Below are 26,346 nucleotides of genomic sequence, written 5' to 3'. Positions count from 1 at the left end.
CGCGCAGCAGTCCCGCGACGCTGAGGTGCTGGCGTGAGAACGGACCACTCATCAATACCTGCCTCGCAGCTTGAGAAGGTCGTGGCAGTATACTGATTCGGCTTCAAAAGTTTACGAAAGATTTTTTTCGGCTCAAAGCCAACTTATTGTTTCTAAAGCAGATATTTTTGCGGCGGGAATTGCTGCGCTGCTGAGACCAAAGGCAACATGTCGTCCATGAAGCTCCGCAAGATCGAACAGACCAAGATTGCCTGCGCGCGCAAGTTCTTCGACGAGATCGGCCAGCGCGTCAGCAAGGACGAGGTGAAGTACTCAGCGTCCGGAGTCTCCCAAAGACAGAGCTGCCTGAAGTCTGCATACCAGTCCGGCCGCGGCCTCAGCGGCTTCGGCATGACCCTGTTGATTCCAGTGCCCAAAACCGGGTCGGCCGCCAGGTAGACCATATAGGGGCTGATCGGATGTCTGGCCTGGAGCCGTCCAGCGTGCAGGAAGGTTCAGTACCGCTATTCGATGTCGTGTCGCCACTCGCAGCAGTCGGCGTACCGGGTAACCGAGATCGTCAACGCCAAGTGCTGCAGCAAACTGCGCGCGGCCATGGGCGTTGGGATGGACTTGTGCCCCGGTGCCGATGATCATCAGCACCGGCGCGGTGCCGCTTGCGCGAGCCTCTGCGGTAAAGGCCGCCAAGATCGCCTCTGTCGTGTCCCAGGCGGCCGTCCAGGCTGGTGTGGTGGGCTGGCGATAGACGCCGTTGTCGACGCCGAGCTCTTGCGGCCCATCTTGGCGTGATGTGGTCGCGGGAGCGATCTTGCGCATTCGTAGCGCATCACGTGCCTGCAGCACGAGTTGCGCAATGCGCGAATGCTCTACAAGCCATTGCCGAGTCCGCCCTGTCAGGCCCGTTGCGGCAGCGTATTCGGGCGAATGCCGGAATTCCGTATTGAGAACAAGACCTTGCTCAGTTGGTATGAGGTAAGGCCGCAGCGGTTCTTGATCCAGGGGACGAACGCTCTCGGTCAAATCGTTGCCGATGAAGAACGCCAGGATCGCGACATCGGGCGAGAACTGTTTCGCAAAGGTTCGCCATGCCAGCAGCGACTGCGCGGGGCTGTAGCCGCTTACGGCGAAGTTCAGCACCTCGAACGATTTGTCGGGCGTATCGCTAGCGCAAGCGCCGCGATTCAAGCTCGCCTCCATCAGGCGCCACCAGGTCTGCTCAACCGGGATCTGAACGGCTTCGGTAAATGAGTCACCGAGCACGGCGATGCGCAGCACGTCCTCAGGTTTCGACGGACGATGGTTGCGGTCACGAAAGCCGAGGGCGTTGGTGCGCACCAGCGCTTCGCCTTCAAAGCGTTGCCAAGCCGAGCGATCGGGTGGTGGCCGCCATCCAAGGACCGGGTCAGGCCGCTTCGCGAACGCCCAGTAGTAGGACTGGCCGGCAAGGCGCAGACCGACTTCGCCGAGCAGCAGTGCCACGACCGTGGCGACAGTCAGCAAAGCGAGTGAGCGGAGCAAGGAGCGGAGCGAAACCATCAATGCAAGACAATCACCGCGCAATGCGGGGTCAGAGTTATAGCCATTCCGCCTGATCGCCGGACAGAAAGCGCCGGAAAAGTCAGCACCGATGGGCTCAGCCTGTCCGGAGCCCGGGCGAGTGACTATAAGAAGCCCTAACAGAATGCTCTCTGCGGCCTAACAAATCAGCAGCTTGTGCAGGCTAGCCGGGCATTGTGATAGGGCCGTTTAGTCTGGTCGACATGTTAACGAGATGCGAAGAGGAGGACCTCTCGTTCGCAAAACGGTCATCAACAGTTGCTAGCCTAGTGGTCTGAATCTCATGAGGAGCCGGCGTTCCACTCGTCGGCCCCGGCGTTACGATCAGTCCCTCTGTGATGCAAAAAAGTTTGATGACAGGAACAGACGCGACCGTAGCCGGTCCATCTCTTCGACCGCAGGGCAAGACTCTTCGCCGTGCTCCGCTGGCGACGATACTGATCCACTGGCTTGTTGTCCTGTCGATCGGCATCAGCCTCGCGACCGGTTGGCGAATCGCAGCGGATGCGCCTGATGCAATCGTTTCTGCGGCCTTGGCCCCTGTCCTGCCCCAAGGGACCGTCTTCTATTGGCACCTGATATCGGGCTGCGTGGTCCTGGCCTTGATGCTGACCTACACGCTCTATCAGATCAGCTCCGGGCTTGGGCGTCGCCTGACGCACTTGCGAAATACTGAAAATAAAAGCACCTCTAGCGCTCAGTCCGCCGTTCGCTTGCAGCGATTGGATCGGAAGCTGTACTGGCTGGCTTTCGGCCTGCTTTCGCTAGCGGCAATGACGGGATTGCTGCAATACCTCAATGCTGCTTGGCCGACCACGGCCGCGATCGAGGCGTTGCATCGCCTGGCGGCTTGGGGCCTTGTCGGATACGCGATCGCACATGTCGGCCTTCAGATCGCCGGCGGCGGATTGCGTAGGCTAGCCACGATCTTTCTACCCCGCAACGTCCACAGCCGCATCGCGGCCATGTCTATGGTAATCGCTCTTGGGGCGGTTGGCGGTGCGGTCGCGATGGACCGTCTTCTGCTGCACCACCTGAGCATTGAGCGCACCAACACCGCCCCGCGCATCGACGGCTGGCCGGACGATGCCGTCTGGAACAGTGCAACCACGGTTGAATTGAGTCTGGCTAACGGGGCAAACCTCCCGGGTGGGGAGACGACGGTGGTGCTCAAGGGCTTGTACGATGGCGAGCGCATTTACCTGTTGTGCGAATGGGCTGATCCGACCCATAGCGCAGCACATGTCCCGTTGCGCAAGACCGAGCGGGGCTGGCAAATCATGCAGACAGCCTATCGGCAAGCGGACGAGAACCGCTACTACGAAGACAAGCTCGCGTTGATGCTGGCGTCATCCAATCCGATGGCCGCGTTGACCTCAGTCCACCTCGGCACCCGCCCGCTAAAGGGGGAACCGGGCGCCCCAGGCGGGCGCGGTCTGCACTACACCACCGATGGCACCATACTCGATGTCTGGCACTGGAAATCGGTGCGCAACGCCTACCAACGGCAGGCGGATGATAACTTCTTTGGGCCTCCGCTACCGGCGCCCAGTGCGACGCCGCGCGTCCGGGACCCGGACAGTGGCGCCTGGCTGCCGCGCTACACCGCTGGCTATCGCAAAGACCCGCCGGGTACCTACAGCGGCTATGAGATGAACTGGGAGTTCTTCGACGAAGGTTGGGTTCTGCCGCTGCGCCTGCCAGATGACCCCCGGGACATCGCTGAGCCTGGGTTCATCGAGACAGCCTCAGCTGGGGGCGCACGAGGGCCTTCCTCGATCAAGGGGTGGATTGAGTTCAACGACACCCGGCCTTACGCGGCCGGAATCGATCCGCTCCCAGTCGGAACCTTGTTGCCGAGCGTGCTGCCCACAGGCCAGCTCACTGGCGACCGAGGCGATATCAAAGCGCAGGGTCGCTGGTCTGAGGGACGGTGGTACCTCGAGCTGAGCCGCAGGCTCGACACCGGCTCTAAGCGCGATATCCCGATCGAAGACGGAACCCTGCTGTGGGTCGCCGTGTTTGATCACAGCCAAACTCGACACGCCTACCACCTGCGCCCGGTGCAGCTGCAGTTGAACTGACTGACTGGCTGGCGTCTCGCGAAGCCAGGCGGTGCGTTCACGACTGGTCAGCTTCGCTAGAAAACCGAAACCTGACCGACCTTAAACCGTCACGCCTGATCGGTAGCATGTCTGCTGCGCTCAAGCTGTGACAATGATCACGTTTTGGAGGACCGGTCCCGAACCGTTGACGTCCAGTTGAGCCGCCTATCCAACGATATTCCCAATCAGGGGGCGCTGATGTACCGATCGAGAACGGGCCTCACCAAGCTTGCTGGGGCGATAGCAACTGCGACGCTTGCCGCGTCAATGCTGTCGCCGATAGCCCAGGCCAATCAGACACTTCGTTACCAGATCATCACCAGTAGTGATGACGCGGAAGAGTTCGCTGGGGTAATGGACATAGGGAGCTCAGACCTCGAGCTTACTGAGGACAATGCTGGAGATGCTCAATACATCGGCCTGCGCTTTAATGGGATCGAGGTTCCTCAAGGGCTGCCAATCCTCGGCGCATACCTGCAGTTCAGGACTGATGAGGACGACAAGAACCGTGATCCGTTCGAGGTCGCTATCCACGGTCAAGCAACCGCAAACCCGTCGACCTTTAGTGAGACCAACTTCGACATCAGCGATCGGCCCCTGACAGCGGCCCAGACGGAGTGGTTCGACATCCCGGCTTGGACCGTCGAGCACGAGGCTGGTGAGGCCCAGCGCACGCCGGAGATTACTAACATCGTTCAGGAGATTGTGGATCTGCCTGGCTGGCAGAGCGGTAACCCGATGGCCTTTGTCCTCAGTGGCTCAGGCACCCGTACTGCAGAGTCCTATGACGGCTCTATCGACGAGGTCGAGGTCGCCGACCTCGCTCCTGAACTGATATTGAGGGTGCCATCGCTCGAGACCTACCGGGTTGCAGCCTCCGATGATGACGCGGAGGAGGGTGATGATGGTCCGGGGGTGATGGATATCGACAGCTCCGACCTCGAGCTCGTCGAAGACCATGCGAATGAGCCCGAGCGTACTCAGACCGTCGGTATTCGCCTTACCGAGGTGACGATCCCGAAAGGCGCGCAGATCCTCTCGGCGCATCTTCAGTTCGCGGTCGATGAGGGTGACAAAAACTCGGACCCCTTCGATGTGACGATCTGGGGCGAGGCCGCCGACAACGCTAACCCCTTTCAAGATGTTGCCTACAACATCTCAAGCCGTGCTAAGACCGCGGCCTCGGCGAGTTGGTCCGGCGCTCCAGAGTGGACGCTTGCCGAAGAAGGCGAGCCTGGTGGTGAGAATCAACGGACGCCGGATCTGACTGCGATTGTCCAGGAGATCGTCGATCGCGACGGTTGGGAAGAGGGTAACGCGATGGCGTTCGTCATTCAGGGTGAAGGCCAACGAACCGCCGAATCCTTCGATGGTGATAGCGCGCTTGCCCCAGCGCTCGTTGTGCGCTTCATCGGCGAGCAGAGTACTCCTTCGAGCTACCGTGTTCGCCTCACCTGGGCTCCCGGCGATGATCCGACAACGCAGATGAATGTGATCTGGGATCAGGTGCGTGGCATTGGCGCCAAAGTTCACTACGATCTCTACAATCCGGCCGAGGGCTGCCCAACAGACCTCGATACTTACACAATGAGTCAGGCGCCTCAGCGAATCACGCCTTATCGCTCCATGAATAACCACTTCGCCAAGTTGAGTGGGCTCATGGCGGACACCGACTATCGTTTTGTGATCGCTGACTCCGACGGCGTCGGCGACTGCATGTGGTTCCGCACGGCGCCAAGCGTACCCAAGGCATTCACCTATATCACCGGGGGCGATACCAAATCCTCCGGTAACGCATTGCAAGCCGGCCGCTGGTCCAACCAGATGGTCGCGAAGCTACGCCCGCTCTTCGTTCTCTTCACCGGGGATTTCAATTCCGGCGATGGCACCAGTGACGCAAGCTGGCTGCAGTGGCTGACCGATTGGTCAGAAGGCACCAAATCGAACGACGGGCGGATGTATCCGATCATTGCTGTACATGGGAACCACGAAGACGGTGACTTCGAGGTGCTCTACAACCTGTTCGATTCCGGAAACGCCGATCCGGCCCAGTCAGCCGATTACAGCTATGGCTCTTGGACCATTGGCGGTGGTCTGCTGCACGTGATCAACCTGAATTCGCAGTTCTACCTGAACGGAATGCAGGCGGCTCATGAGCAACAGTTGCTCTGGCTCGGCGAAGACCTGGCCGTGCATGCTGCCGATACCTTCAAGATCGCCGGCTACCATAAGCCGATCCGTCCTCACACCTCGAGCAAGTCCGAGAATGATCATGAGCTCGCTTGGGCGGAGCTGTTCGACACCTACGGGCTCACTATCGCCAACGAGAGCGATACCCACAATCACAAGTTCACCTTCCCGCTGCGCCGCTCGGACGAGCCCGGCAACGACATGGGCTTCGTTCGTGATGACGACAACGGGGTGCTCTATGTGGGCGAGGGAAGCTGGGGTGCAACGCCCCGCGCCGATAATGACGATAAGTCCTGGACCCTCGACAGTGCGTCTCTGAATCAGCTCAAGTGGAACCACGTGTTTCCGGCAGCAGGTGAAGAGCCGGCCCGCATCGACATCCACACCGTGGTGACCGCACGCTACGAGAGCGGTGAGCTAGTGAATTATGTTGAGGGAGTCGGTGAGGTGAGCGAAAGCGAGCCGTTCGCGTTGCCGGATAGCATCTCGCTGCACGCTGCGCCTTTCTATGGTGAGGTCATCAGCGTTCCGTTCCAGGCCCTGAGCGGTGAGCCACCATCAGCACCGAGCAATCTCAACGGCGAGGCGACCTCTTACACCGACATCGTGATCAGCTGGACCAACAACGAAGAGCCAGCCAACATCAGCAATCTTAGTATCGATCGCAAGATCGGCACCGAAGGCCCTTGGGAGACGGTTGCAGGCGGACTGGACGCGGATGTCACGAGCTTCAGCCAGTCAGAACTGATGGACGGAACGGACTACTACTACCGCGTGCGTGCCAACAACGTGTTTGGCTCCTCTGAATGGTCGAACGAGGTTCTGATCAGCACGCCGGTGGACGATCGCCTGAAGGTTGTACTGAGCGAGGGCACCGATGGCTACACCGGAAGCCAGGTGATCGCGATTGCCTCGGCAAGCCCCAATGACAGCTTTGCCGGCGAATCGCTGAGCTTCGATCAGTCAACCAGCGATTACGGTGGGCCGGGTGTGTCTCACGGGCTGGTTCGATTCGATGGTTTGTTCGACGGCTTGCCTGCGAATGCCGTTGTTACTGCTGCCGAGCTCCGGTTCTGGATCACTAGCGCGACCAACGGTCCCGTCGGTTTGCATCAGATGCTTCTGCCCTGGGACGGGGGAAGTAACTGGAATAGCTTTGTCAATGGCGTGCAAGCGGATGATATCGAAGCGATTGCAGCTCCAGATGACAGCAAGCCGAACCTGCAGGGTGGTACCTACACCACCTTCGATGTGACGCCAAGCGTACAGGCCTGGGCTGCGGGTCAAGGTGCGGAAGGCTGGCTGATCCTGAACCAGAGCACCGATGGATGGGATATCGCGACCGACCTCTATAACGGCACCGATGCGCTAAGCCGACGGCCTAGACTGACCGTCTTCTACAGCTTGCGTGGCGATGCCGACGGGAGTGGTGTCGTTGACAGCGACGATGTGAATACGATGCGCAGTCATCTCCGTCAGCCGGCGAGCAGCTGTCCGGGGTGTGACCTCGATGGCGATGGTGTCATTTCGATTCGCGACGCTCGACTCCTCATCCTTGAGCTGAGGAACTAGCCCCCGTGAGGCGCCGGTCGCCCATCGATGGCGACCGGTGCCATCTCCTGCCCGTCTCCATCCTAAGGAGTGCCCGAAACCATGAAGCAATTAGCCCAATGCACCGCAGGCTCGCGCTAAGCAAACGTGCCCTCGATGTTCCTTTTTGGGTTGTCCCTTCTCGGACTCGCCGCTTCCGTCTGCAGATCGACTGAGCCCGGGAAAGGACTGCAAAGCGGTTGAAGTCCATAGAAAAATACACTTGAGTGCGATAAAACTCAGCATGTGTCCTGGGATTGATGAGCTCTAGAGGCGCAGACAAAGACCGATGTGTTGATAGCAAGGTGCACGACCTTTTTCCGTTACCCCTCTGCCTGTGCGGTTGGAGGATAATTCACTTTCTGGGAGATTCCATAATGAATAAATCTGTTTTCGCGCTCGCTGGCCTGCTCTCGACTCTGGCTGTTCCCGCCGTTGCCTTCTCGGCGACGATTTCTGCACTGACTCCGGCTGACCCGATTGAGGTCGGCGATCAGACGCAGGTCAACCTGCGCATTTCAGGGCTTGGGGACTTCACCGCGCCGACGCTAGGGGGCTTTGACTTGAGGGTTTCCTACGATGATAGTGTCGTTTCGCTGACCGACGTGAGCTTCAGCACTTGGCTGGGCGGGCCTGATCCCTCGTTTCCCCCGGAGTGGGACGACACAGCGGCTGGCAGCGGCAGCTTATATGAGGTGTCGCTGGAATCTACCGAGTTTCTCGACAACCTGCAGCCGGATGCCTTCTTGCTCGCGACCCTCTATTTCGAGGGGGTCGCTCAGGGGACAAGCGACATTGATTTCAGCAATGTGTTTCTAATCGGTGCCGATGCATTCGCCAGCGAAATTGCGGTCGACGAACTGAACCCGGGCAGCATCACAGTCGTCCCCCTACCGGCGGCTGCTTGGCTGTTCGGCTCGGCTGTGATCGGTCTGGCCGGCATCGGGTGGCGTAGAAAGGCTGTTTGAGCCCCAATGGCGTCAATCGTCTGGTCCTGAGGAACCGGGCCGACTAGGTGCTTGTATCGGAAAACTTAGCAGCACCTTCACTCCGCGTTGGCGCGATAGCTGCTCTATGGCAGGTGGGGGCGGTGAAGCCCCCAATACCTCCAGAATCGGCTGCTCAGGGCCTCGATGATTACTCATTGCGATGCTTCATAGAGCGCCAGTACCTTATCGATCGCCGCTGCGGCTCCTGCCAGGCTAAAAGCCACTTCTCGGTAACCGCCGTCCTCAAGGCGATAGGTCACGCGAAGCTGGCCATGGGCTGAATGCAGTGCCGTAAGCGCTGAGGCCGGATTGCCGAGATTGTCGACCGCCGCAATCGCGAACGTGATGTAGCGAGGGCCGGCGTGGGAAAGGGCGGCTGGGGGATCATCGCAGTAGACGCTGACGGCCTGGGTGACCTCAGCGAGTGAAAAATCCTGGTTGTTGTCGTCGTTGTCGTCAAGCGTCCAGCGCAGCCCCCAGTCGGTGTCCAGCGGGATTGCTGAATCCGCAGGCAGCAGGAAGGTGGCCCAGATCCGCGTCTCGTGGCTTGGCGCGTGAACCTTGAATTGATGGGCGTCCGAGCTGCTTGCTGATGCGATTCGGACGCCCACGTCCTCGACCTCGTCGTACAGGTGCATACTCGTCCAACCCCCCTCGGCTAGCGCTGATGGACACTGCACCCAAACAAGTGCCGCGATCAGGGCACACCGAACGGACCAAGTTGGGCGCATTGACGGTCTCCGTACAAAAGCGAAAGACCACCGATCCTCCGCGCTGATCCGTTCCGATGTCCACCACAGGGATCAATGATCGCCGTTCAAGCGTTACCGGACGGCTTCGTCCTCCAGTCTTGCCCTGGCTCAAGCTTCCCGGTCAGCTGAGGGGCCCCCTGCTATCGATCTGCGATCGGCTGGGACCGAACGAGCGCATCCATCTCGCCGCGCTGAGCAGGCTGATCCGGTCTCTGAGCGAGAGCGGTCTCACGACGATGGCGGCCAACCATGTCGGGGAATGAGGCGTTAACAGCCACTGTGTCACGGTAACCCGGGTCCAGGAGGCGGCACGGGAGCAGTCCAAGAGGTCCGGCCGCACGTCGTTACCTATCGCATCCCTGGGATTGACCGGTAACAAACGGGCGTTGTCGTGGCCTGGCACCTATCCAGTGCCGGGGCTTAGACTCGGCCGAACTGAAAGTCCGTAGACGCTGACCGCTTGAGTCTAATGATGATCGACCTGATTGCTTTGCTGTATCTGAGCTCGGCCGCCGATTCGCTCACCGAAGGTGATCTGAACGATATCTTGCAAAGTTCCCGGACCAATAACAGGCAAAACGGCATCACCGGTGTTCTGTGCTCAGGCGGTGGTCACTTTATCCAGGTCTTGGAAGGTCCGCAAAGAGAGGTCCTGAAGAGCTACTTGTGTATCCTCGACGACCGCCGACATAAGGATTGCCAGTTGATCGGCATCACGCCGTTGAGGAACAGGGTCTTCAAGGACTGGGCCATGGGGCATGTCGATGTGGCACCTGAGCGGATGCTGGAACGGCGTAAATCGCTGATCGACTGCCTGTACGACCAGCATGCGAGTAATGGTCCGGAGCTGATCCAGATCATGCAGTCGCTGATCCAGGGTTCGACAAGGTGAGGGATCGAGACGACGGCGAACAACTGAACGAGCTCGGTACCCGTTCGAACCCCTTGGCCTCAGACCCCTTGGCCTCAGACGAAGACAGCCTGATCGAGCTGATCGACCTCGAACTGATCCAGAAGGCGCTGGCCGAGGCTGGGGAGGAGGCGAGCGCCGACGAGCGCGCCCGTGCATTTGTCGCCGCGCTATCGGCGATGCTGCTGATGCACGGTCAGTTCGAGCTCGGAAACGGGCTTGGCGCGCTGATCGGCCTGAAGCCGCTCGATGCCGAAGTGCTGGAGCGATTGGCAGCGACGACAGATGATGAATCCGATGGATAGGCGAATATAGCCATTCCGCCTGATCGCCGGACAGAAAGCCCCGGGACAGTCAGCACCGAGGGGCTCAGCCTGTCCGGAAGCCAGCGTAAGTGGCTATACCACTGTTCTCACCCTAGAGGCGGCTTGCCGGCTGTTGCATCCCGATGGGATGATTAGCCTGCTAGGCTATCGTGCCCGTCCCGGCGGCGAGGCAGCGTATCACGCGATCCGAGACTGGAACCGGAGCCCTCAACATGAACGAGATTGTCCTTCTCGACGGCGGCATGGGGCAGGAACTGATCGCTCGCTCAAGCCAGCCCGCCTCACCGCTGTGGTCGGCGAAGATATTGCTTGATGAGCCGGAGCTCGTTGCCGCCGTCCACCGTGATTATATCGACGCGGGGGCGACGGTGCTCACCCTCAACAGCTATGCGGTGACCCCGCAGAGGCTGGCCGCGCAGGGTAGTGAGGAGCTGTTCGAGAGGCTGCAGGCGCAGGCCTGCGAGATCGTCACCAGGGCGCGCGATGAGAGTGGGCGGGATGTGGCCATCGCCGGCTGCCTGCCGCCGTTGGTCGCCAGCTATCATCCCGAGGTGTCGCCGAGCGACGAGGCGGCGCTCGCTGCCTACCGCCGGATCGTCGCCGCGCAGGCCGAACATGTGGATCTCTTCCTCGGCGAGACCCTCGCGAGCACGGCTGAGGCGAGCGCGGCCGCCCGCGCCGCGCTCGAGAGCGACCTGCCGGTTTGGATCAGTCTGACGATCACGGACGACGACAGCATCACGCTGCGCAACGGCGAACCGCTCGCCGAGGCCGTGGCGGCGCTGCGCGAGCTCGGTATCGATGCCCGGCTGCTCAATTGTTCCCGCCCCGAGGCGATCACCGCCGCTTGGGATGTCTTTGCTGCCAGTGGCGGCGTGACCGGCGCCTACGCCAACGGCTTCACGTCGATCGATGGCCTGAAGCCCGGCGGGACGGTTGATGCGCTCGAGGCCCGACGCGACCTCTCACCGGAGGCCTACGCCGACTTCGCGATGGGGTGGGTAGGGCACGGGGCCTCGATCGTCGGGGGCTGCTGCGAGGTTGGGCCGTCACACATCCGCCACCTGCGCGAGCGCCTGGAGGCCGCAGGCCATACCGTTGTCCGCCCATCGTCGCGGTGATCTTGCGCGCGCTCAGGTCGCCCTGAGCAGCAGCAGATGCCCGGAAGTGGCGATCCTTTGAGCGCTCGTCGACGCGAATCCGACGCCCGCCTCATCGCTATCCGCTCAGCAGGGTCGCTATCCGCTCAGCAAGTCGGTGCCGGCGCGCCAGCACGCAGAACGCGTGCCCGAACCGGGCGCTACGAGAGACTGTGACCGGGTTCGCGTCCGAGTGCCTCGCGTTTTGCTGGTGTCGTGACCGTCTGCTACCCTCTTTAGGCGTACATTGCAGACTACAGAGGGTCTCATCATGGATGCTTCCGTCAACACGGCCGTCAGTGCATCGCTGGGCATGAGCCAAGCTCAGACCGCGCAACAGGCTCAGATGCAGATCCTGCGGGAAGCGCTCGATATGCAAAAGCAGCAGGTGACTGCGCTGATGGAGTCCTCAATGGCCGGTACGGGCGCGGGATCGGGTTCCAACCTCGCATCTGAGGGCCACCTTGGTACCCAAATCAATACCTATGCCTGACTGCCATCCCGCCTGAAGAGCGATCCCCATCTTGCTGAATCCGCTCTTGCCCAATCGACCGCTGAGCGGGCGCCGTCACAGGCGCGATTAGGATGGGGTCTTTCGTGAGGGATTGGGCTTGACGCAGGGCGGCTGTCGCAGCGCCGCTGCTTGAGGCGCGATATCCCATTCTAGAATCTGCGCGACACCTGCGCCAGCTGGCGGCTGCACGCGGGCGTGCCGCTGGCCGCGGTCCGTAACATCTTGGGCCAGGCATCGGTCGTGATCAGGGAGCGGTACGCACAGCTCGCATCGGAGGCGATGCGCTTTGCGCGAGGGTCTGCACAAAGTCAACCGCCCGATGCGACGTCACCGATCAGGTTATGTCGTCCCAATCAGAGAGGGAGAGGTCAGCGCAATACGCTGAAAAGTATGGCGCGCCAGGAAGGATTCGAACCTCCGACCACCTGGTTCGTAGCCAGGTACTCTATCCAGCTGAGCTACTGGCGCGTCGAGCGAAGCATTGTCGCGCTCGGTGGCGCTGCTGTCAATACTCGGATGTTGCGAATCCTGTGGCTCGTTGTCCAGAACGCTCGCCGCAACAGGTGAAAGGCCTGATCGTGTATCCTTCGCGCTCGAGCCAAGGCTAGCCGGCTAGCCGTTGGCATCCATACTAATCGATCGGCCCCGGGATTTGAGATGCGGCTTGTATTGATCGCGCTCGCGACGCTGTGGGCGGCTGGTGCTCTGGTTGCGTTCCTGCAGACACGCGAGCGCCCCCTCGATGCGAAGTTGAGCGCCGGGTATCTTGTGCTCTGGCCGGCGCTACTGGTCTTGATGTACATCAACCAGCCGGTGCCGCTGTGGGTGTCGATCCCGGTCTTTTTTGGGTTCATCCCCTGGTTCCTGGCCGGCCCGCACCTATGGTCGATCCTGAAGGACCCAGGCCGGATCAAGCCCGGCGAAGTGGCGGGGATACCGGTCGGCTATTGGAAGTGGGGTGGAATCGCTGCCGTACTGCTTGGGGTGCTGTTCGATGTGCTGGTGAGGCCCTGAGCTAGCCCTTTTCTGGCATCCAAGATCGAGCGCGCAATGGCAATCGCAGGACCCGCAATGAGCAACCAGCCTCCCGAAGAGATTCGTCAGATCGACGCCTTGTTGCAGATCGTCGCGCGGCTGCGTGATCCGGAGCGCGGCTGTCCTTGGGACCTGAAGCAGACGCCGCGCAGCATCCTTCCGTTCACGCTGGAAGAGGCCTATGAGGTCGCCGAGGCGATCGAGAACGATGATATGCCCGAGCTGCGTGAGGAGCTGGGTGATCTACTGTTCCAGGTGGCGATCTACGCCCGTATGGCGGAAGAGCGAGATGCCTTCGATTTCGCCGATGTCGTCGAGGCGATCTGCGACAAGATGATCCGGCGTCATCCGCATGTCTTCGGCGATGTGCGGGTCGAGTCCGAAGAGGAGGTACGCGCAAACTGGGAGCGGATGAAGGCCGATGAGCGTGAGACCAAGCACGAGCGGCCTCATATCAGTGTGCTCGATGGCGTTGCCCAGGCCCTGCCGGCGTTGGTCCGAGCCGAGAAGCTACAGAAGCGGGCGGCGAACGTTGGCTTTGACCTCGATGGCTTGGACCATGTCGTCGAGAAGATCCGCGAAGAATTGCACGAGTGCGAGGAAACCTTTGCCGAGCATGCAGATCCGACCGAACGCGTCCACGAGGTCGGCGACCTGCTGTTCTCCTGTGTCAATCTCGCCCGCCATCTTGGGGTCGATGCCGAGCAGGCGCTGCGCGCAGCCAGCCACCGCTTCGAGCGCCGCTTCCAACGGGTCGAGGTCTGTTTGCGGGCCGCCGGTCAGGTGCCCTCGAGGTCGCAGCACGCCGAGATGGACCGGCTGTGGGAGATCGTCAAGGCAGAGGAGCATTGATGAAAGAGACGATTCGGCTTGTGACGCGCAGCCGCGAGGTGCTTGTGGATATCACCCCGCAAGTGCGCGACGTGGTCAGCCGCAGCGGCGTTCGCAACGGGTTGGTCAATGTCTACGCGCAAGGTGCGACCGCCGCTGTGATGATCCAGGAGAACTGGGATGACAGCGTCCAGAGCGATGTCGTCGATCTGCTGCGCAAGCTGATCCCGAACGGGGTCTGGCGGCATGATGCACAGGATGGCAATGGTGATTCGCACCTCAAGGCTGGTCTGGTCGGTCCCTCCGAGACGATCCCGTTGATCGACGGCCAGCTTGGTCTCTCGACCTGGCAAAACATCTTCTTTTGTGAGTTCGATGGTCCGCGTGGTGACAGGCGTGCGGTCTGCACCGTGCTGGCCGATTCGGCAGGCTGAGCCGGGCCCGCGCCGTTTCGATCAGCGATGCCGAGCGTTCCGAGCCGACACCATCCGAATGCGCGTCACTGAACCTTCCCTGGCGTCTGCACTGATCCCTGTATGAGCTTTCTCGCGCGCATCGATGAATGTAACCGCTGGGCGCCGGGCGAGTTCGTCGCCTTTGTCGTCAGCGGCGAACGTCTTGGAATGGTTCATCGGGTCTTCGCCGAGCGCCTCGTAGAGCTGCCCTGCGGATTCGTGCTGAACCCGGATGGCCTGCATTGGTTCGACGCGCCGGCCGGATTCGAGGCGCGCACGACCGCAATGCAGGGCGTCTGCGCCGAGCTCTTCGAGCGCGGACTGATCGATCACCAGCACGGCGAGTCGTATCCGGTCACACCAGGCCGGCGGGAGGACGCGCGCTTTCTGATCGATCGTGCCTGCGCCCCCTACTTTGGGGTCCGAGCGTTCGGCCAGCATATCAACGGTTTTGTGCGCCGCCCTGATGGGCTCCATATGTGGATCGCGCGACGCTCGGCGGACCGACGGGTGTACCCGAACCGGCTCGACAACATGGTGGCAGGCGGGTTGCCCTGGGGGCTGACGCTGCGGGAGAACCTGGCCAAGGAGTGCGCGGAAGAGGCGGGGATGCCGAAGGCGCTCGCCGAACGCGCGACCTCGGTTGGCGCCATTACCTACTGCCGGGCGTCTAAGCGCGGCCTCAAACCGGACGTGATGTACTGCTACGACCTGGAGCTGCCGGCGGATTTCGAGCCGCGCTGCCATGATGGCGAGGTCGCCGGCTTCCATCTCTGGCCGGTCGAGCAGGTCGCTGAGATCGTCCGCGACAGTGATGCGTTCAAGCTCAACTGTAACTTGGTCATCATCGACTTCCTTGTTCGGCATGGGCTGTTGACGCCTGACCATCCCGATTATCTTGAGATCGTTCAGCGGCTGCGGTCACTTGCCTGATCCAGCGATGTCGATACCAGGCTGAGCACTTGCGGCTTCATCTTTGAGGGGTTTATGAGCAATCAGACCTTGATCCAGCGTCGTCAAACGGTTCCTGTCGTCATCGGTAATCTGAATGTCGGAGGCAATGCGCCCGTGCGGGTGCAGTCGATGACCAATACCGATACCGCGGACATCGAATCGACAGTGACCCAATGCGCAGAGCTGGCGCGTGCCGGCTCTGAGTTCGTGCGCATCACCGTGAACAACGAGACCGCCGCCGCGGCTGTACCGCGGATTCGCGAGCGTCTCGATTCGATGGGCGTGCCGGTGCCGCTGATCGGTGACTTCCACTTCAACGGACACCGGCTGCTGAGCGACTACCCAGCCTGCGCCGAAGCGCTGGCCAAGTATCGGATCAACCCAGGCAATGTCGGTCGTGGTGAGAAGCGGGACGCCCAGTTCGCGACCATGATCGAGATCGCCTGCCGCTATGATCGCCCCGTGCGCATCGGGGTCAACTGGGGCAGCCTCGACCCGGAACTGGTGGTGCGGATGATGGACGACAACGCCAAGTCGCCGAGCCCTAAACCTGCCGACGAGGTGATGCGCGAGGCGATGGTCGAGTCTGCAGTCAGTAGTGCGCTGCGCGCCGAGGAGCTCGGTCTCGGACGCGATCACATCATCCTCTCTTGCAAGATGAGCGGCGTGCAGGACCTGATCGCCGTCTATCGGATGCTTGCTGCGCGCACCGACCATGCCCTGCATCTCGGTCTTACCGAGGCCGGAATGGGATCGAAGGGCATCGTTGCCTCCACGGCTGCACTCTCGGTGCTACTGCAAGAGGGAATCGGGGACACGATCCGCGTTTCGTTGACGCCGTCGCCCGGGGAATCACGAACCCGGGAGGTTGTCGTCGCGCAGGAGATCCTGCAAACCATGGGAATGCGCTCGTTCGCCCCCATGGTCACGGCGTGCCCAGGCTGCGGGCGGACGACCAGCACGGTTTTTCAAGAGCTTGCCGAGGATATCCAAGACTATCTCCGAGATCAGATGCCGGTCTGGCGTGAGACCTATCCGGGCGTCGAAACCCTGCAGGTGGCCGTGATGGGATGTGTCGTCAACGGCCCCGGGGAGAGTAAGCACGCCAACATCGGTATCAGCCTTCCCGGAACAGGAGAGCAGCCCTCGGCGCCAGTCTACATCGATGGCGAGAAGGTCACGACGCTGAAGGGCGCCGACATTGCCGAACGATTCAAGACCATGGTCAACGATTACATCGTCCAGCGTTTTGGACACCAGTGAGTGCAGCCCATCGCGTTCAGGACCGGAGTGGCGATGAACCTGATCACGGGTCCATCGATCCCTGCCCAAGGGCAGTTGCGCAGTCAGGCGCGTCTCCGGCTCGGCTGCGGAGCCGCAGCCGCCGTTCCGCTGGTCATCTGTAAGCTGCGAAGAGCCGCCCGCTGCGACCTCAGTAGACCTTGCCGTGGTTCCACCGCGGCGTCTGACCACCACCAACCCAATTGCGGAGATCAAAACAATGAAAAGTCAGGCCATTGCCGTTGCGATGGGCGCAACCCTATTCTCCAGCGCGTTTACGATCGGCACGGCCAGTGCGGCCGACGAGCCGATGATGGTGTCGGTGAAACGGATGTCGTTGCAGACGGCGCAACGGATCGCTCAGGCCACCGTCGACGCCTGCCGCGAGAAGGGGATTCAGATCGGCGTCACCGTCGTCGACCGCGACGGCGTCGTCCAGACCCAGTTGCGCGACACGATCGCCGCACCGATTACCATCCCGATTAGCTACAAGAAGGCCTATACCGCGGTCAATTTCAACGCGGCGACCTCAGCACTCGAGGAACGCGCCGATACCGCCGTCGGCCGTCAGGACTTCTTGGTCATGTCGGCCGGTGGTGTGACAGTCGAGGTTGGCGGTTCGCTGATCGGCGGTGTCGGCGTCAGTGGCGCACCCTCGGGTGAGACCGATGAAGAGTGCGCCCAGGCCGGCGTCGACGCGGTACAGCTCGATCTCGATATGGCAATGTAACAGGAGCGAACGCCTGGCCGCGAGCACGCTTGCGGTCAGGCGAAACGATTTGACGCCTTGTCACTGCGCCACTGGGAGCGCCTTACTGGGAGCCTTACTGGGAGCCTTGTTGAGAGGCGTCTTGGGAGCCTTCTAGAAATTGCCAGTTGCTCCGGCAGTGATGATCGACAGCATCTCACCATTGACGGTGATCGCGATGGCCTGTAGCTCGGGCGGCAGCTCGTAGGCATTGATGATCATGTCGAGGTTGAGCATCTCCAGCCAGAAGCGTCCGTCACTGTCTTCGACCAACGAGATGGTGCAGGGCATATAGGCCGCATAGATGGTGTTGAACTTGACCATCTTGATCGCGTCCTCGGGCCGGCAGAACTGGAAGATCTCGAGTCGTGGGGATTCGATGCCGCGAGCCTCGAGCTCGGCACCGACATTCTGATGACCGACCAATTTCATATTGAGCTCGACAGCCTTCGAGTTCATCGCGTCGACCGCGTCATCCGGGCTCACCCCATCGACAAGGCCAATCTTGAGGACCGTCTGCCCGATCTCATACATGTTCACTTCCGGCGCATTGTCCAACGCGTCGGAGGCGGTAACGACGGGTGCTGCAAAAGGCAGCGTAGCGAGCAGCGCAGCTGCAAGCGCAGTGGTGGGTTTGAGCATCTCAGCAACTCCTTGGGTGGCAATGACCTGTGCGAGACCCGCAGCGATCGGGCCTAGGCTCGCCGGTCTTCGTTCGTATTAGTCGTCGTCTTTATCGTCGAGCGAGGCGATGTAGGCGAGGATATCGGTCAGCTCGTCGGGCTCGTAAGCGACGAAGGTCTTGTCCTCGGGATCATCGGCGTGGATGCGTTCCTTGTTGATGAAGAGCTGGATCTGACGCTCAAGATACTCATGGTATTGGCCACGCAGTGGCGGTGAGTCCTTGCGCGATTTGCCTTCCGCCTTGCGTCCATGGCAGGTCTTGCAATCGTATTTGTAGAGACGCCGCCCGGAACGGGCGCTGCCTTCCTCGGGCCCGGGTACGTCGAGGTCGATTTCGATGTCCGCGATGTAACCGGCCAGGTCCATCAGGTCGCGGTCGTCGTATGTCTTGAGCCCGCCGACGACCAGCATCGCGTCATAGCCGCGCTTGCCGGTTTGATAATCGCGTAACGCGTTCATCAGGTAGTACTCGGGGAGGCCGGCAATGCGCGGATACTTACCGCCGAGGATACCTTGACCGTGTTTGCCATGGCAGAGCGCACACTGGCGGAACATCACTTCCCCAGCCTCGAGGTCTGGCTCGTAGTCGTCCAGCGCCTCGTTACGAGCCTCGTAGTCATCACGGGCCTGGCTAGAAAGCGATAATCCGAGCGCGACGGTAGCCGCAAAAAGCGCGGCGAGAAGCGAACGCGACAGCGACATCGAAACTTGCTCCATTCTCTCTTTGTTGGAACTTCGCCTTGCGCGAAGGGCTCGAGCATCGCGACGGATCAGGGCCGCGCGCTCGTCGTTGTTTTCAGCGCGCCTAACATAGGCGATTGCCCTAGGCACTGCAACCGTGCGCCCGGCAATGAGATTCCTCATTAGGCACAGATCAGCCGGGCGGCAGCAGGATGGCCATTGGCAGCCCCAGACTGTCGGTGGGAGCCTGCCTCGGCAGCGATCCAGCGGTGCCGCATTGCAGAATCCGGCGGGCTGCGAACGCGAGGACAGCGGCATCGATGGCATCATCGAGCGCCAGCTCCCGGCGAAGGTACTCTGTCATCATCCGGTCGACGGTCGCCTCGAGCTGTCTGCTATGGGTTCGGAGCACTTGGCGTCGCTCGCGCTCTCCGGCGCTGGCGCGCTTATTGAAGCGCATCGGTTGTCGGCCATTCAGCCACCAGAGACAGACCTCCGGGTGGCTCTCGCGGACCTGCTCGCGCAGCCCGGGATGGTGCTGCAACAGCGCATCGACCTCCTGCATCTTCGGCAGGATGTTGAAGGTCTGCTGCGAGAGCGCCACGCCAGTCGCCTCACGATTGACCTCGCAGGCCCGCGAATAGCCTTGGTCTGCGACCGCCAGTGTCGCACGGCATGGCGGTCGAAACACGCTGCTGGCGCGCGGGCGTCCGAGGAGCGCGCGTGCCTCGCGGTCGCACGGGCGCTCGGAGCGGCCGCCATCGAGCAGACCGATCGGCATGTCGATCAGGGTCAAGCGCGCTTCCGCGAGCAGCGGGCGGAGCTGCTCGAGCCGACCGACAACCCCGCCGCACCAGCGCTCGTCCTGATTGCCGATCCAGACCCAGCCGCCCCTGCAGCCGTCGATGCCCAGTGCTTGCGGGCTCAGCGCGCCGTCTTGTTGGGTCAATCGGATGCGTGCCCCAATGAGTGCCCCAGCCAAGCAGCAACGGCCTCGCCGGTACGGCGGCCGCTACCCAATGCCCAGTGGATCGAGGGCGGCGCACTGAGCTCGCCGCAGAGCCAGACATGGTCCGACACAGGTTGGCTCGTGCCGCTGGCGCCCTCCGTCGGTGCGCTGACGGGCGGGGCCTGCACCGGCAATGCATCGGCGATGCGATAGACCGCTAGCCGTTTCCAGGCGTCGACCGATGCGCCGAACCACTGCCGCAGTTGGCGCCGCACCGCCCGCTCGAGCGTATCCGGATCATGGGCGTACCCGAAACAGTTCACCGTGATCAGGTGTTGCTCCGGCGGTGCGTAGGCGGATGACAGGTTGCTCGGACACAGCAAGCTGTTGATCGGTCGTTCTCGGTTGCCGTCCAGCACCAGGTAGGGCCCGCTGATCGGCGGCGCATCGGCACTGAAATAGAAGCAGGTGGTAGCACGTGTCTCAGGTGGCTCGCGACCGAGCAGACGCGCGGCTGCCGGCCCATCGGTTGCGACCACGACGGCCTTGGCGGCATGGTGCTCGCCGCCACGCAACACCACCCCGGATGCCTCCAATCGTTCCACGGGCTGCCGGAGCTCGAGGCTATCGGACGGCAGCTGAGCGGCCAGCTGCAGCGGGATCTGCGCGATACCCTGGGCCGGCAAGGCGGTATCGCCGAGGGCGAAGGCGCGAAACACGAACTCGAAGGCACGGCTGGAGACAGCCAGCTCCGGCTCGAAGAAGACACCGGCGAAGAACGGCTTGAAGAAGCGCTCGATGATGCGCTCCGAAAAGCCCAGTTGCTTGAGATGGGCAAGCGCTGTGGTCTCGGGACGCGCATAGAGTGCCTTCAGGTCACCCTGCAGCGCGCGCTGCCGCAGACGCAGCAGGCGTACCTTGTCGGCCATTGAGCCGACCGGCGACAGCAGCATCTCGGGCAAGCGGGTGGGGTGGCGCCAGATGTCGCTGACGCGGTGGAACCTGTCACCGATGCGGACCTGGGCGCCGGGATAGAAGGGGCGCAGATCGAGTGCAGCATAGTCGAGCTGGCGTTCGGCCTCGGGATACCAGGTCTGCAGTACCTGGAAGCCGCGATCGAGCAGGAAGCCGTCGACCTGATCGGTGGCAATGCGCCCCCCGATCCGATCACCGGCCTCGAGGATCAGACTGCTGATCCCGGCGCGCTGCAGTGCAATGGCGCAAGCGAGCCCGCTGAGGCCTGCGCCGATCACGATCACGTCGTGGTTCATCTCTTTCTCCAAGTGCGGAGGCCGGTTGGCACGGACCCGTTTGATTGCGTATGCCCAGGCCCATGGGTCAAGCCAGCAGGGACTCGCGCAGCGCGCCCGCCTGAGCCCGGATCGCGGCCAATTCGGCCTGATCGAGCCGCTCGAGGTTCCGCCACATCAGCGCCGTACGGGGGTGCTGCGCGAAGCGATCGCGATGCGCGGCGAGGAAATCCCAGAATAGGGTCGTGAACGGGCAGGCGCGGTCGCCGGTTGACTGCTTCGGGTCGAAGCGGCAGTGCCTACAGTAGTTGCTCATGCGCTGGATGTAGGCGCCACTGGCAACATAGGGCTTGGACGCCAGCAGCCCACCATCGGCGAACTGGCTCATACCGAGTGTGTTCGGCGCTTCGACCCATTCCACAGCGTCGACGAACATCGCCAGATACCATTGGTGCACAGCTCGCGGCTGCACACCCAGCAGTAGCGCGAACAGTCCGGTCACCATCAGGCGCTGGATATGGTGGCCATAGCCGTATTCGATGACTTGGCCGATGGCGGCGCGCAGGCATGCCGCATCGGTCTCGCCATCCCAGTAGAACGCCGGCAGCGGCTGTTGTGCCCTGAGGGCATTACGCTCCAGATAGCCGGGCATCTCCCGCCAGTAGAGGCCGCGCACGTATTCACGCCAGCCGAGCACCTGCCGGACGAATCCTTCCACCGACTCCAGCGGGGCGCGTCGCTCGGTATGAGCAGCAACCGCCGCATCGATCAGGGCTCGCGGATCGAGCAGCTTCAGATTCAATGCCGCCGACAGCCGGGCATGATAGAGGAACGGCTGCTCGGTCCACATCGCGTCCTGATAGGCGCCGAACGCCGGCAGCCGATTGGCAAGGAAATCCTCGAGCGCCGTTGCGGCCTGCTCGCTGGTGACGGGCCAATCGAACCGACTCAGATCGCCTGGGGCCTCGGGAAAGCGTTCCGAGACGAGATCGATCACGGCCTGCGTGGTCTCATCCGGCGGGAAGCCAACCGGCTCAGGCAACCGTCCCGGTCCCTGCTTCCCGAATGAGCTGCGGTTGGATTTGTCGAAGTTCCAGGCGCCTCCGATCGGCGCGGCGCCGCTCATCAGCACCTGTTCGCGCTTGCGCATCCAGCGATAGAAGTGCTCCTGCCGGATGGTCTTGCGGCCTCGGGCCCAACGCTCGAAGTCGGCGGTCGAGCAGAGGAAGTGGTCATCATCGAGCACCTCGACTGGCACGTGCTGCGTCGCACAGGCATCGCGTAGCGCGATGAGCAGCCGGTGCTCGCCGGGATGCGTGATCCGGGCCGACTGCGGCTTCAGGCGCTGCAGATCAGCGCTCAGTGCCGCGGCGAGGCTGCTGTAGGGGTGCTGATCCAGCGCCAGGTAGCGCACCGGGAGGCCGCGTGCTCGCAGGCGTTCGGCAAAGTGGCGCATTGCCGAGAGGAAAAGCACGATGCGTGCCTTGTGCGAGGGCACCTTGGTTGCCTCCTCAGACGCCTCGCAGAGCCAGATCAGGTCCAGGCTCGGGTCCAATTGTCTGAGCGCCGGGTTGTCCTCGTTGAGCTGGTCGCCGAGCACGATGCTTAGCCTACGGACCCGCGTCATCGCGTTCGTGTCGCTCATCGGTGATCGCTGAGGACGTCGCGGTAGGCGACCTGACGGGCAAAGAGGGCAGAGACCGTCTCGATGTCGTCGGCCTCGGCGGCCGGCTTGTCATCGCGGTAGCGCCGCACGCGGGCGAAGCGCAGGGCGAGCCCGGCCGGATACTGACGGCTGCGCTGGAGCTCGTTGAACGCGATCTCGACGACGAGCTCGGGTCGGACCTGGACGATGATCCCGTCGCGGGCGATCTCGCGGGCGAGCAACTGCTCGGTCTGCCAGGTCAGGAGCTGGTGGGTCAGTCCCTTGAAGGTCTTACCGAGCATCACGAAGCCGCCATTGCTGCGCGCGCCCAGGTGGAGGTTGGAAAGCCATCCCTGCCGTCGGCCGCTGCCCCATTCGGCAGCCAGGACCACGAGGTCCAACGTCTGGACCTGCTTGATCTTGAGCCAGTGGCTGCCGCGACCGCCGGCGGCATAGGGCGCTTGCGGGGCCTTGGCCATCAATCCTTCATGTCCGGCGGCGAGGGCCTGCTCGAGAAAGGCCTTGGCCTCTGAAGCCGAGGTGGTGCGAAGCGAGGGCATTCGCAGGCTCGCCGGGACCACATCGCGCAGCGCCGCTTGACGGCTCAGCGTATCGGCGTCGATCAGGGTCTCCCCATTCAGGCGCAGGCAGTCGAAATAGAAGCTTTGCAGTGGCAGCTGGGCGCGGAGGGCAGCGTCGTCACTGCGTCGGCCGAAGCGCCGCATGCTGGTCTGAAACGGCCGCGGTGTACCGTCGTCCCCAAACGCGAGGGCCTCGCCGTCGAGCACCAGGTCGGAGACTGGTAGTCGCCGGACTGGTTCGACGATATCCGGGACTGCTTCGGTCACCTCGTTCCCCTGGCGGCTGAAGACGCGGACCTCGGTCTCCTGCTTGTGGACCTGGACCCGAGCGCCGTCCAGTTTGTACTCGAGCAGCGGCTCGCCGAGCGTCGCGATTGCCGCGCCGAGATCCTCCGCCGGCTGAGCCAGCATCGGTTGGACCGGGTGAAACAACCGCAGCTCGAGCGCATCGACACCGGCGCGACCCTGTGTACGGGCGACGGCCGCGACCTCACCGACCTCGCCGGTGAGCATGTGCGCTCGCTGAATGCTGCCAAGCGGAAGCACGAACGCCGAGGCGATCGCCTCGATCACCAGGCCCAAGAGAGCGCCCTGACGCAGCTCGCCAAGCAGCAGGTGCGCGAGAAACTGCTGCTCCTGTTCCGTGGCGGCCGCGAAGAGGCGGGCGAGTCGATCGGCCCGAGCCGCCTTGCTGCCGCCTCCTTTGATTGCCCCGATCTCCTGGAACCAGGCGGCGACATCGTCCACCGTAAGCCGAGGGCTTGATGCCGGCTGCGTGGTGCAGGCGGTATGGACCTGGGCCGGCCCAACCCCGAGCCTGGCTTGGGCAGGCTCGCCCGTCATCCAGCGCGCAACTGTCGCGGCCTCTGCATCGGAGCAAGCGCGCAGCAGGGCCGCGATGCGCTCGATCTTCTGTCGCCGACCATGCAGTGCGCCCAGCTCTCGCGACGCCTCGGCCAGCTCCCGAAGCGCGGTCATCGTCGACTCGGCACGGATGGGTCCAACGTCTGCCCGCTCAGGTCAGTGGTATTGCTCGGTTGTGTAGTGGCCCGGCTCGAGCCGTCTGTGGCGGTGCAATCCGTGGGCCTCCAGCCAGGCGCGGACGTCCTTGATCATCTCCGAGTTCCCGCACAACATCAGGTGGCTGTCGTCGGCGGTGATCTTGGCGCCGGCGGTGTCCTCGAGCACACCGTTCTCGAGGAGGTTGGTGATGCGGCCCTGTAGCGCTGTTTCGCTCGAATCGCGGGTCAGGGCAGTGATGAAGGTAAAACTCTCCTCATGCGCGGCCTGCAGCTCGGCGATGGTCTCGCCGTAGGCGAGCTCGCCGGTATTGCGGGCGCCGTGCACGAGGATGATGCGCTCGAAACGCTCCCAAGGCTCCATGGTCTTGAGCATCGAGAGGTAGACGCCAAGCGCGGTGCCTGTCGCTAACATCCAAAGGTGGCGCCGGGAGACGACGTTATCCATCGTGAAGACGCCGCTTGCCTTGGCCGAGACCCAGACCCGATCACCAACCTCAAGGTCGGAGAGCTTCGGCGTCAGTGGACCTTCCGGGATCTCGTTGAAATAGATCTCGAGCGGGCTCTCGTGAGGGGCATTGACGAGCGAGTAGGGTCGACCGACGCGCTCGCCGTCGAGGTCGAGCGCGACCTTGATGTACTGTCCCGCTCGGAACGAGGGGAGTGGCGCATCGATCTGTAAGCTGTAGAGCGCCTGAGACCAATGCCGCTTCCCGGTTATCCGGCCTTCGATCCAATCAGCCATTCGACTATTACCTCTGTCTGCATCTGGAATCCCGGTTAGTTGGCCTCGGAAGCGCAGTTTCAAACCATGTCCAGAGAATGTTCATGTCTGCTCGGCGACTTGATACGGTAGGATCGAGCGGGATCTGAAGCCCCGCTGCCTTCCCAGATCCGGCCTTGCTGTGCGATCGAAGACAATTACGACGACCGCAAGTTGTGTTTCCATCGCGTCCACCCATCTTGGGCCTGTCGATGATTTGCACAACCGCGATGAGGTCCTACGATGCGACATCTGGCGCTGCTCACCTTGATCGGAGGAATGACGATGGCTGATCCTGCTGCCGCCGCTTGCGCTCCCGCGCTCGATTTCGAGCTCCGCCGGTTGGCCGGCGATGAGACTGTTCGGCTCTGTGATGCCTACCAAGGCAAGGTCGTGTTAATGGTCAATACCGCCAGCAAATGCGGCTTTACTGGCCAGTACGACGGCCTCGAGGCGTTGTACGACCGGTACAAGGATCGCGGCCTGGTGGTCTTAGGCTTCCCGTCCAACGACTTCGGCAATCAGGAGCCCGGCTCGGAGGAGCAGATCCAGAAGTTCTGCCGGCTGACCTACTCGATTCAATTCCCGATGTTCGAGAAGATCCACGTGAAGAAAGGGCAGGCTGCTCCGCTATATCAGTACCTTGCCGAGCAGACTGGAGCCTACCCGAAATGGAACTTCTACAAGTATCTGATAGACCGTGAAGGAAACGTGGTTGACTACTACTCGAGCATTACTTCACCACAGAGCAAGAAGTTCCTGAAAGCGATTGAAAAACTACTCTGATCCTCCGGCTGATACGGCAGACGCTAGCTGGACACTAGCGTGAGCGTCTTCAGAAACTGGCTCTCGAAGTTGGCACAAGCCATTGATTCCGATCATTCCAAGTGTTGCTTTCGCAGCGCAACACCTGTCTTCAATGCATGCCATCCAAGGCAAGCCTTGCCGAGTGAACAAAAGTCCCGCTCGACAACAAGTGCTCCAGCTGGGAGCAATCGGCGCAATCAATGAGCCACCGAAATGGCTGAAAACTCGAGTGAATAGGGTCGCCTTGGGAGGCCCGGCGAATGTGACAGCCGCAGCCTAAGCAAACTCTGAGCAAGCCTCGGTTAACGTTCATGGCGGCGCGCCAGCGCGCCACCCCTGAGAATGAAACGCTCACAGGCGTTATTTCACGGTAAGCGCACTAGTGAAAGCCGACTCGCCGTGCGGCCGGAGCCGGTCCGCCGCACGTCGGGAGCGGGGTCCGCACCTGGTTTGCCCGGGAGCGGGCCAACCGCGACAATGACGTCTGTCTGAGTCGTCGCCGAGTGAGGAAGCCGCGTTGCCCGATCATCGTTCGAATTCTGAAGCGCACAGCGAACAGCCTGAAACCGGGTTGGGCGAGGACCCGCCACC

The 26,346-nt window shown here is 62.0% G+C and carries 23 protein-coding genes, 1 tRNA gene and 2 pseudogenes; 16 read left to right on the top strand and 10 right to left on the bottom strand.

What is annotated here, in order from left to right; translation table 11 throughout:
* Positions 1 to 201 precede the first annotated feature (201 nt).
* Positions 202 to 303, top strand: a pseudogene (locus CKO40_RS24955) (hypothetical protein); the annotation flags it as partial.
* A 9-nt stretch (positions 304 to 312) separates the two neighbouring features.
* On the opposite strand, the gene CKO40_RS14115 reads toward CKO40_RS24955, so the two are convergent.
* A complete protein-coding gene (locus CKO40_RS14115; protein ID WP_200346868.1) occupies positions 313 to 1,479 on the bottom strand; it encodes an SGNH/GDSL hydrolase family protein in 1,167 nt (388 codons plus the stop codon).
* 416 nt (positions 1,480 to 1,895) lie between these two features.
* On the opposite strand from CKO40_RS14115, the pseudogene CKO40_RS25375 reads away from it, so the two are divergent.
* The 4 genes and pseudogenes from CKO40_RS25375 to CKO40_RS14100 form a co-directional block, all read left to right on the top strand.
* Positions 1,896 to 2,462, top strand: a pseudogene (locus CKO40_RS25375) (cytochrome b/b6 domain-containing protein); the annotation flags it as partial.
* A 60-nt stretch (positions 2,463 to 2,522) separates the two neighbouring features.
* Positions 2,523 to 3,641 carry an ethylbenzene dehydrogenase-related protein gene (locus CKO40_RS24385; protein ID WP_242477045.1) on the top strand — a complete coding sequence of 373 codons (1,119 nt, stop codon included), beginning with the start codon at positions 2,523 to 2,525 and terminating at the stop codon, positions 3,639 to 3,641.
* A 177-nt stretch (positions 3,642 to 3,818) separates the two neighbouring features.
* Positions 3,819 to 7,424: a DNRLRE domain-containing protein gene (locus CKO40_RS14105; protein WP_200346866.1), complete on the top strand. Its 3,606-nt coding sequence runs from the start codon at positions 3,819 to 3,821 to the stop codon at positions 7,422 to 7,424.
* A 395-nt stretch (positions 7,425 to 7,819) separates the two neighbouring features.
* A complete protein-coding gene (locus tag CKO40_RS14100) occupies positions 7,820 to 8,410 on the top strand; it encodes a hypothetical protein (protein WP_200346865.1) in 591 nt (196 codons plus the stop codon).
* Between the two features lie 173 nt (positions 8,411 to 8,583).
* Here CKO40_RS14100 and CKO40_RS14095 read toward each other — a convergent pair whose 3' ends face one another.
* Positions 8,584 to 9,069, bottom strand: a complete 486-nt coding sequence (locus CKO40_RS14095) for a hypothetical protein (protein ID WP_200346864.1) — start codon at positions 9,067 to 9,069, stop codon at positions 8,584 to 8,586.
* A gap of 586 nt (positions 9,070 to 9,655) precedes the next feature.
* Here CKO40_RS14095 and CKO40_RS14090 point away from each other — a divergent pair.
* The 4 genes from CKO40_RS14090 (at position 9,656) to CKO40_RS14075 (ending at position 12,051) form a co-directional block, all read left to right on the top strand.
* Entirely contained in the window at positions 9,656 to 10,075 is a 420-nt protein-coding gene (locus CKO40_RS14090) for a BLUF domain-containing protein (RefSeq protein WP_200346863.1), read from the top strand.
* Positions 10,072 to 10,398: a hypothetical protein gene (locus tag CKO40_RS14085; protein WP_200346862.1), complete on the top strand. Its 327-nt coding sequence runs from the start codon at positions 10,072 to 10,074 to the stop codon at positions 10,396 to 10,398. The genes CKO40_RS14090 and CKO40_RS14085 overlap by 4 nt, the downstream gene beginning before the upstream one ends.
* 233 nt (positions 10,399 to 10,631) lie before the next feature.
* Positions 10,632 to 11,540, top strand: coding sequence for a homocysteine S-methyltransferase family protein (locus tag CKO40_RS14080; RefSeq protein ID WP_200346861.1), 909 nt, complete (start codon positions 10,632 to 10,634; stop codon positions 11,538 to 11,540).
* Between the two features lie 289 nt (positions 11,541 to 11,829).
* Positions 11,830 to 12,051 (top strand): putative motility protein, encoded by a 222-nt coding sequence (locus tag CKO40_RS14075; RefSeq protein WP_200346860.1) that lies wholly within the window; start codon positions 11,830 to 11,832, stop codon positions 12,049 to 12,051.
* A 412-nt stretch (positions 12,052 to 12,463) separates the two neighbouring features.
* Here CKO40_RS14075 and CKO40_RS14070 read toward each other — a convergent pair.
* Positions 12,464 to 12,540, bottom strand: a tRNA-Arg gene (locus CKO40_RS14070).
* Between the two features lie 189 nt (positions 12,541 to 12,729).
* Between CKO40_RS14070 and CKO40_RS14065 the strand changes: the two genes are divergently transcribed.
* The 6 genes from CKO40_RS14065 to CKO40_RS14040 all read left to right on the top strand — a co-directional run bounded on the left by CKO40_RS14065 (position 12,730) and on the right by CKO40_RS14040 (position 17,358).
* The gene (locus tag CKO40_RS14065; RefSeq protein ID WP_200346859.1) at positions 12,730 to 13,086 is read left to right on the top strand and encodes a hypothetical protein; all 357 of its coding nucleotides are present in this window, start codon (positions 12,730 to 12,732) and stop codon (positions 13,084 to 13,086) included.
* A 57-nt stretch (positions 13,087 to 13,143) separates the two neighbouring features.
* Complete coding sequence (gene mazG / locus CKO40_RS14060; RefSeq protein WP_200346858.1) at positions 13,144 to 13,959, top strand: nucleoside triphosphate pyrophosphohydrolase; 816 nt, start codon at positions 13,144 to 13,146, stop codon at positions 13,957 to 13,959.
* Positions 13,959 to 14,372, top strand: coding sequence for a secondary thiamine-phosphate synthase enzyme YjbQ (locus CKO40_RS14055; protein ID WP_200346857.1), 414 nt, complete (start codon positions 13,959 to 13,961; stop codon positions 14,370 to 14,372). The genes mazG and CKO40_RS14055 overlap by 1 nt, the downstream gene beginning before the upstream one ends.
* 102 nt (positions 14,373 to 14,474) lie before the next feature.
* Entirely contained in the window at positions 14,475 to 15,326 is an 852-nt protein-coding gene (locus CKO40_RS14050; protein WP_200346856.1) for a DUF4743 domain-containing protein, read from the top strand.
* A gap of 54 nt (positions 15,327 to 15,380) precedes the next feature.
* Positions 15,381 to 16,610, top strand: coding sequence for a flavodoxin-dependent (E)-4-hydroxy-3-methylbut-2-enyl-diphosphate synthase (gene ispG / locus CKO40_RS14045; protein WP_200346855.1), 1,230 nt, complete (start codon positions 15,381 to 15,383; stop codon positions 16,608 to 16,610).
* Between the two features lie 238 nt (positions 16,611 to 16,848).
* Positions 16,849 to 17,358, top strand: a complete 510-nt coding sequence (locus CKO40_RS14040) for a GlcG/HbpS family heme-binding protein (RefSeq protein WP_242477044.1) — start codon at positions 16,849 to 16,851, stop codon at positions 17,356 to 17,358.
* A gap of 132 nt (positions 17,359 to 17,490) precedes the next feature.
* Here CKO40_RS14040 and CKO40_RS14035 read toward each other — a convergent pair whose 3' ends face one another.
* From CKO40_RS14035 to CKO40_RS14005, 7 genes are all read right to left on the bottom strand, one after another.
* Positions 17,491 to 18,018 carry a DUF302 domain-containing protein gene (locus CKO40_RS14035; RefSeq protein ID WP_200346854.1) on the bottom strand — a complete coding sequence of 176 codons (528 nt, stop codon included), beginning with the start codon at positions 18,016 to 18,018 and terminating at the stop codon, positions 17,491 to 17,493.
* A gap of 78 nt (positions 18,019 to 18,096) precedes the next feature.
* A complete protein-coding gene (locus CKO40_RS14030; RefSeq protein ID WP_200346853.1) occupies positions 18,097 to 18,924 on the bottom strand; it encodes a c-type cytochrome in 828 nt (275 codons plus the stop codon).
* 10 nt (positions 18,925 to 18,934) lie between these two features.
* Positions 18,935 to 19,690 carry a DUF429 domain-containing protein gene (locus tag CKO40_RS14025; RefSeq protein ID WP_200346852.1) on the bottom strand — a complete coding sequence of 252 codons (756 nt, stop codon included), beginning with the start codon at positions 19,688 to 19,690 and terminating at the stop codon, positions 18,935 to 18,937.
* Positions 19,687 to 20,961, bottom strand: coding sequence for a protoporphyrinogen/coproporphyrinogen oxidase (locus CKO40_RS14020; RefSeq protein WP_200346851.1), 1,275 nt, complete (start codon positions 20,959 to 20,961; stop codon positions 19,687 to 19,689). Before CKO40_RS14020 ends, CKO40_RS14025 begins: the two co-directional genes overlap by 4 nt.
* Positions 20,962 to 21,028: 67 nt before the next feature.
* The gene (locus tag CKO40_RS14015; RefSeq protein WP_200346850.1) at positions 21,029 to 22,585 is read right to left on the bottom strand and encodes a cryptochrome/photolyase family protein; all 1,557 of its coding nucleotides are present in this window, start codon (positions 22,583 to 22,585) and stop codon (positions 21,029 to 21,031) included.
* Complete coding sequence (locus CKO40_RS14010; protein WP_200346849.1) at positions 22,582 to 24,144, bottom strand: ATP-dependent DNA ligase; 1,563 nt, start codon at positions 24,142 to 24,144, stop codon at positions 22,582 to 22,584. The genes CKO40_RS14015 and CKO40_RS14010 overlap by 4 nt, the downstream gene beginning before the upstream one ends.
* A 42-nt stretch (positions 24,145 to 24,186) precedes the next feature.
* Complete coding sequence (locus CKO40_RS14005; RefSeq protein ID WP_200346848.1) at positions 24,187 to 24,930, bottom strand: ferredoxin--NADP reductase; 744 nt, start codon at positions 24,928 to 24,930, stop codon at positions 24,187 to 24,189.
* A 261-nt stretch (positions 24,931 to 25,191) separates the two neighbouring features.
* On the opposite strand from CKO40_RS14005, the gene CKO40_RS14000 reads away from it, so the two are divergent.
* Positions 25,192 to 25,734, top strand: coding sequence for a glutathione peroxidase (locus CKO40_RS14000; protein WP_200346847.1), 543 nt, complete (start codon positions 25,192 to 25,194; stop codon positions 25,732 to 25,734).
* Positions 25,735 to 26,346: the final 612 nt, after the last annotated feature.

The organism is Halochromatium glycolicum (assembly GCF_016584085.1).
GTDB lineage: Bacteria > Pseudomonadota > Gammaproteobacteria > Chromatiales > Chromatiaceae > Lamprobacter > Lamprobacter glycolicus.
The sequence above is the reverse complement of the archived record's forward strand: the minus strand, read 5'-3'. Positions and strand labels throughout refer to the sequence as shown.

What these genes read in the sequence shown, in the direction of transcription:
- CKO40_RS14005 (WP_200346848.1), bottom strand. Translation starts at nt 24,930, where the DNA reads ATGGCTGATTGGATCGAAGGCCGGATAACCGGGAAGCGGCATTGGTCT.
- CKO40_RS14050 (WP_200346856.1), top strand. Translation starts at nt 14,475, where the DNA reads ATGAGCTTTCTCGCGCGCATCGATGAATGTAACCGCTGGGCGCCGGGC.
- CKO40_RS14010 (WP_200346849.1), bottom strand. Translation starts at nt 24,144, where the DNA reads ATGACCGCGCTTCGGGAGCTGGCCGAGGCGTCGCGAGAGCTGGGCGCA.
- CKO40_RS14030 (WP_200346853.1), bottom strand. Translation starts at nt 18,924, where the DNA reads ATGAGGAATCTCATTGCCGGGCGCACGGTTGCAGTGCCTAGGGCAATC.
- CKO40_RS14000 (WP_200346847.1), top strand. Translation starts at nt 25,192, where the DNA reads ATGCGACATCTGGCGCTGCTCACCTTGATCGGAGGAATGACGATGGCT.
- CKO40_RS14040 (WP_242477044.1), top strand. Translation starts at nt 16,849, where the DNA reads ATGAAAAGTCAGGCCATTGCCGTTGCGATGGGCGCAACCCTATTCTCC.
- CKO40_RS14035 (WP_200346854.1), bottom strand. Translation starts at nt 18,018, where the DNA reads ATGCTCAAACCCACCACTGCGCTTGCAGCTGCGCTGCTCGCTACGCTG.
- CKO40_RS14095 (WP_200346864.1), bottom strand. Translation starts at nt 9,069, where the DNA reads ATGCACCTGTACGACGAGGTCGAGGACGTGGGCGTCCGAATCGCATCA.
- CKO40_RS14065 (WP_200346859.1), top strand. Translation starts at nt 12,730, where the DNA reads ATGCGGCTTGTATTGATCGCGCTCGCGACGCTGTGGGCGGCTGGTGCT.
- ispG (WP_200346855.1), top strand. Translation starts at nt 15,381, where the DNA reads ATGAGCAATCAGACCTTGATCCAGCGTCGTCAAACGGTTCCTGTCGTC.
- CKO40_RS14080 (WP_200346861.1), top strand. Translation starts at nt 10,632, where the DNA reads ATGAACGAGATTGTCCTTCTCGACGGCGGCATGGGGCAGGAACTGATC.
- CKO40_RS14075 (WP_200346860.1), top strand. Translation starts at nt 11,830, where the DNA reads ATGGATGCTTCCGTCAACACGGCCGTCAGTGCATCGCTGGGCATGAGC.
- CKO40_RS14020 (WP_200346851.1), bottom strand. Translation starts at nt 20,961, where the DNA reads ATGAACCACGACGTGATCGTGATCGGCGCAGGCCTCAGCGGGCTCGCT.
- CKO40_RS14100 (WP_200346865.1), top strand. Translation starts at nt 7,820, where the DNA reads ATGAATAAATCTGTTTTCGCGCTCGCTGGCCTGCTCTCGACTCTGGCT.
- CKO40_RS24385 (WP_242477045.1), top strand. Translation starts at nt 2,523, where the DNA reads ATGTCTATGGTAATCGCTCTTGGGGCGGTTGGCGGTGCGGTCGCGATG.
- CKO40_RS14090 (WP_200346863.1), top strand. Translation starts at nt 9,656, where the DNA reads ATGATCGACCTGATTGCTTTGCTGTATCTGAGCTCGGCCGCCGATTCG.
- CKO40_RS14015 (WP_200346850.1), bottom strand. Translation starts at nt 22,585, where the DNA reads ATGAGCGACACGAACGCGATGACGCGGGTCCGTAGGCTAAGCATCGTG.
- mazG (WP_200346858.1), top strand. Translation starts at nt 13,144, where the DNA reads ATGAGCAACCAGCCTCCCGAAGAGATTCGTCAGATCGACGCCTTGTTG.
- CKO40_RS14055 (WP_200346857.1), top strand. Translation starts at nt 13,959, where the DNA reads ATGAAAGAGACGATTCGGCTTGTGACGCGCAGCCGCGAGGTGCTTGTG.